This window comes from Nostoc sp. (assembly GCF_035638895.1).
Lineage (GTDB): Bacteria > Cyanobacteriota > Cyanobacteriia > Cyanobacteriales > Nostocaceae > Nostoc.
Genome location: NZ_DASQZC010000060.1, coordinates 1 through 5103, shown reverse-complemented (window position 1 = coordinate 5103; position 5103 = coordinate 1). Strand labels below are relative to the sequence as shown.

Annotated in this window: 7 protein-coding genes; 3 read left to right on the top strand and 4 right to left on the bottom strand. The window is 42.3% G+C overall.

Annotation, left to right across the window (positions count from 1 at the left end):
* Nucleotides 1-878 (bottom strand): malate dehydrogenase (locus VE944_RS02550; RefSeq protein ID WP_324971809.1); only part of this gene is annotated, 878 nt, incomplete at its 3' end.
* A gap of 88 nt (nucleotides 879-966) precedes the next feature.
* Here VE944_RS02550 and VE944_RS02545 point away from each other — a divergent pair.
* Nucleotides 967-1263, top strand: a complete 297-nt coding sequence (locus tag VE944_RS02545; protein ID WP_324971806.1) for a hypothetical protein — start codon at nucleotides 967-969, stop codon at nucleotides 1261-1263.
* A 194-nt stretch (nucleotides 1264-1457) separates the two neighbouring features.
* A complete protein-coding gene (locus tag VE944_RS02540) occupies nucleotides 1458-1877 on the top strand; it encodes a hypothetical protein (RefSeq protein WP_324971803.1) in 420 nt (139 codons plus the stop codon).
* Between the two features lie 884 nt (nucleotides 1878-2761).
* Here the strand turns inward: VE944_RS02540 and ureG are convergent.
* From ureG to ureE, 3 genes are all read right to left on the bottom strand, one after another.
* Nucleotides 2762-3358 carry an urease accessory protein UreG gene (ureG, locus tag VE944_RS02535; RefSeq protein WP_324971800.1) on the bottom strand — a complete coding sequence of 199 codons (597 nt, stop codon included), beginning with the start codon at nucleotides 3356-3358 and terminating at the stop codon, nucleotides 2762-2764.
* 86 nt (nucleotides 3359-3444) lie between these two features.
* A complete protein-coding gene (locus tag VE944_RS02530) occupies nucleotides 3445-4137 on the bottom strand; it encodes an urease accessory protein UreF (RefSeq protein ID WP_324971797.1) in 693 nt (230 codons plus the stop codon).
* Nucleotides 4112-4555: an urease accessory protein UreE gene (ureE, locus tag VE944_RS02525; RefSeq protein WP_324971795.1), complete on the bottom strand. Its 444-nt coding sequence runs from the start codon at nucleotides 4553-4555 to the stop codon at nucleotides 4112-4114. Before ureE ends, VE944_RS02530 begins: the two co-directional genes overlap by 26 nt.
* 120 nt (nucleotides 4556-4675) lie before the next feature.
* Between ureE and VE944_RS02520 the strand changes: the two genes are divergently transcribed.
* Nucleotides 4676-4972: a Uma2 family endonuclease gene (locus VE944_RS02520; RefSeq protein ID WP_324971792.1), complete on the top strand. Its 297-nt coding sequence runs from the start codon at nucleotides 4676-4678 to the stop codon at nucleotides 4970-4972.
* Nucleotides 4973-5103 lie beyond the last annotated feature (131 nt).

Here is a 5103-nt window from a genome sequence, read left to right as displayed (position 1 = left end):
TTTCTTGGTAACACCAGTTGGCGCTCAATACCTATTGAGCCAATGATACACGGAAGTCCAAAAACAACTTCAGTTCCAACTCCATAGTTAGAATCTGCTCTCACTGATACTGGAAATATCTGTTTTTCATCTCGCAAGATGGTATCAATTAACTGACAAACTGCTATTGATATGCCATAGCTAGTATTTCCTTTGCGTTCAGAAATGTTATAGCCTCGCTTACGGGTTAATTCTGCGTACTCTTGGTGAATTTGCTCCAGCGTCGCTCCTTGTGGTATTGGAAATTCCGTTAATGCAATCCCCCCAATAAATGCACTAGACCAAACGGCAAATTCACTGTCTCCATGCTCTCCAATCACATAAACATGAACATCTTGTTTTGCAACATTCAGTCGCTTACCAAGTTGATATCTCAGTCTGGCAGTATCAAGAACGGTTCCCGAACCGAAAATCAGGTTTTCTGCTCTGGTGGAACTGGCGATTGCAATCCGCGTTAATACATCAACTGGATTGCTAACGATAAGCACAATTGAATTCGGTGCAACTCGATCCAATTCTTTCATCGTCGAACGTATGATCTCTGCATTGTCACTCAACGTCTCTAATCGGCTCTGTCCAGGTTTCCTCTGTACCCCAGCAGTTACGACAATTACATCAGAATCAGCTAAATCCTCATACTTATTTGATGGTATAATCTCCATTTCTTCAAGTAAGGGAATGCTGTCTTCAATATCCCATGCTTGCCCCTCAGCTTTTGATAAGGTTCGGTCAAAAAGCACGACTCTTACACATTTACGCAGTAGCACTAAAGCATTTGCTACGTCTGCACCCACATTCCCCGCACCAATGACCCCGACCTTGGATGTTTTGCTACTCATGTCGTGTCTACCTTTTTTGTAACTGTTTTTCGCTTTGGGTTAAGAATATAACTGATATTGTCTAAAATCACGCAATTCGGCAATTGAATTGTGCAATCATTCCATCCAACAGTGCCATAAATTAATCCCCCTAGCGATCGCAACTCCCAAAAACCCGCCTCACAAAAATGTCAAAGCCAGTAGCTTTTCTAACGCAAAACCTCCCAAACCAAATCTCCGCGCCAGATTTCCTCCCAACACCCCACCCCATCACCCAATAGCCCACATTAGAATGACTCTCGGCAACAAAAGAGAGAATCGATTGGGGAGACGATGGACTAGCCTCCATCTAGCGAAGCGATCGCTCTTTGAGGAAAAACTTTTTGGTTTACTATTTTTTAATTAATGTGTCAGTTTAATTACTGTCCATTCAGTAAATACAACAACCTTTGGGCTAAAATTACTTTTTAGTATGTTCAATTATCCAAATATTTTTATTTTAGATAATATTGCTATGGTCTAAAATTAGAAATACGAGGAGTAGCGAACGCACTGAAATTCGGTTTTTCACCAATCGTAAGGTTTTTAGAGGGTACTACCATGCAAAACATGCTAAAACGCGCATTCCTACCTGGCTTGATGGCTGCTACTTTAGCTGGTACTAGCTTAATCCCGGTTCAACCTGTTTCTGCTGATGACCGAGTTCTTAATAATGCAGCCATTGGAGCCGGGGCAGGTGTATTAAGTGGGGTTGTAACAAATTGTGGTTCGGTATTAGATAATGCTTTTAAAGGCGCTGCTGCTGGTGCTGCTGTTAATGCTGCCAATGGTGCAAGACGTACCAGAGCCAAAAGAAGAAACGGACGTTTACCTGTTCAAGATATCGGTGTAGGTGCTGGTGCTGGTGTATTGGCAGGTGCAATTTCTGGTGGTTGTAGAACTACCTGGAAAAATGGCGTCAATGGTGCTGCTGCTGGTGCTGCGGTTAATTTATTAGATAACAGACCCAGAAGAAGATAATCTGTCATTGATAACTCGTAATTTAGTCACCCAGCACGAATTATCAATACAAACCTTCAGGCGCAGAGCGAACATGGTGCCTTGCGGTACTCTTTAAAAGATTGGGGACACGACCCGCTTAAACAGCCAAAGTTTCGTATACCGTCTGTAATGTGGTAGTACTTAGCCCTGTTTTGTCACTCTTTAAAAACAATAATCGAAGCCTAAAACTTTGATTTCATCAAGACTTAAAGCTTTATTTTCTAATAGAAACTAAAGTTTATAGACAAAAACTGGAAAACAAAGCTTCGCAACTCTTTCGGTTATTGCATTCTCTCAAAGGGAGAAAACAGGGTTAAGTCTAAATATTCAAGCGACCTGTAGTAAACAATTGATATTCCCCAAGAAAACAAGCTATTGAAAGGCAAAACTATCATATAGCAATCCGATAGCGAAGCGGTAGCGAGTCAGACGCTCCTGCGTCGCTAACGCTGCGCTATCGAGCGTCTTTGATCTCTGAATCACTCGTAGAGGTAAGGGACTGGGGATTGGGGACTGGGGGCTAGGAAGAAGGAATAAAGGTGTACTGAATTTTGTTCAAAAATCAAATATGAGTCCCAATACGGTTCAGTTAAGAAATTTATCTGTTGAGGCAGGCAGGGGGAGCAGGGGATGCAGAGGAAGCAGGGGGGGAGAATAAAAGCTTATCTAAACCGTATTGATATGAGTCCTATAAACTTGTAGAGGTGAGGACAAGAAACTTTACCGCCAAATTCGACTTGGTTTATCATGACCCTTGTTCCTGGTATTAAGTATAAAGAAGTAGGGAATTTATTAATTATGGGTTAGCAACCGGACATGATATTAGTTGTCTTAATTCTGACTCCTGAATTATGAATTATTTTTTAACAAATATTTGTGCAAACAAAATTAATTACATCTGCAAGTCCTAACTGAGTTTTCAAGTTAGTAAAAATAAAAGGTTTATCACCGCGCATTTTTTTAGCATCTCGTTCCATCACACTTAAATCTGCCCCAACGTATGGCGCTAGGTCAGTTTTGTTAATCACCAACAAATCAGATTTAGTAATACCAGGGCCACCCTTGCGGGGAATTTTATCACCAGCCGCAACATCGATAACATAAATCGTTAAATCCACCAATTCTGGACTAAAGGTAGCAGCTAAATTATCACCGCCACTTTCCAAAAAGACTAAATCCAAATCGATAAAACGTTCTTCTAATTGTTCAATTGCCGCCAAATTCATCGAAGCATCTTCGCGAATAGCAGTATGGGGACAACCACCAGTTTCTACACCCAAAATGCGATCGCTTGCCAACGCCTGAGAACGCACTAAAAACTGAGCATCCTCCTGAGTATAAATATCATTCGTTACCACCGCAATCTGATACTGCTCACGCAATCCCTTGCATAAAGCATCTACCAAAGCCGTCTTCCCCGAACCCACAGGGCCAGCAACTCCCACTCGAAATGCATTCATTTTTATTTGTCCTTTGTCCTTTGTCACTTTCCCTTGGTAGATGGTTATTAGTTCTTAGTTTTTGACTAACGACTAATGACCAATGACTAACTCCTAAACAACCTTGTATACTGCGTTTCATGCTGCATACTTGCCAGCGACAAACCCCAACTACAACAGGCGAGTTCATCATCTTCCAACGCAAGAACTTCTAACGCCGCAACGCTAAATAATGGTTGCAAATCTAGCAATAACCGTTGTCCTGCTGTTTGTCCAAGGGGAATGAGTTTCACACCAGCAGTAATCAAATTACTTGCCCAACTATGCAGATATCCTAGTAATGCGGCTTGGATGCTGATTTGCCAATGGGCAACGGCAATACCAAAAGCGATCGCATAATTGCAAGGATTACCTACAGCATTGGCAATAGGTATAATCTGCGGTTCCAGTTTACCAAGTAATTGGATCAGCGATCGCCCCATTTGCCAACTAGAGGCGCGTAATTCTTCTGTTTCTCTAGCTGCGGATAACCACAGATTCCAACGGCATAGCGACTCTAGATCACCCATTTTTGCCGCTTGCTGCGATCGTACCATTACCGCCGCCTCTAACCGAATTGCCCCGTAAAGCAACTCTGCTTTTAACCAATCTTTGAGGTGTGTGTGGTTAGCGATCGTACCATTTTCTACCAGCATTTCCAAACCTTCAGAATAACTATATGCTCCCACAGGTAAAGCGGGACTAGCCAACTGTAAAATACTCAAAAGATGACTATCAGTGAGCATGATGGTGTTGTCCATAAGCTCCTAATTCTGGCTGAAACGGTGAAATTTCCTCTTTAACTTCTAACCCCAGTTGTTCTAACATGGTGCGTAAAACCGAATCTGAAGACAAGCGTAAATAAGTTGGGGTAATTTCTACAGGTACATGGCGATTTCCTAAATGATATGCCGCCCGTAATAATAAAAGTGGTGTTTGGGCAAAGGCAGTCACTACTAGTTCTGGTTTAGCTGTAATTCTGATTAAACTGCTATGAGTTTCTTCTTGCAGAATATCGCCATCGTGTAAGACAGTTCCTCTCGGTAAATGTAAAAATACAATACCATCTTCCGTTTCAAAGCGATGACGACTGCGGGTGCGTTCTTCTGCTGTTAGCGCCAGAGTAAAAGTAACTGCGGCGTCGTAATTAGGTGGTTTAAGTTGGGTAAATGTCAGCATACAGAGTTTTGCCTGAACTTCCGTTTTTAATTATGGTTGTAATTTAAACCCCATAGTTACCTTGTCCCAAGAAAAGATAAAATTAAACAAATAAAGGCAACGAGCCAAACGGGGACAATTATGAACCAAGCCGTTGAGGGAGTACGCTGGACAATTTACGATTTAGAGGTTCTACCCGAAAATGAGTGGACGCGCTATGAAATTATTAATGGAGAACTCTTTGTGACTCGCACTCCTCACCGCCGTCATCAACAAGTTTGTGTAAAAATTGCTCGACAACTCGATGTTTGGTCAGATTCGAGTGGTTTAGGGGAAACAATTTGGGGAATTGTCTCCCCATCCCCAAGTCGTGCGGCAACGCCCAAGGGTTTAAGACCCCCACCACTTTTTGGTGGACTTGAATCAGGTGGGGTCTGAATCTAGGCTGTTGACTTTGTGCCTTTTTAGGGGGTAAAAATTCATGCAAAATTTGTGTAGTCATTGCGAGCGGAGCGAAGCAATCGCCTGGGATTGCTTCGCTCCGCTCGCAATGACAGGAAAGGTATTTT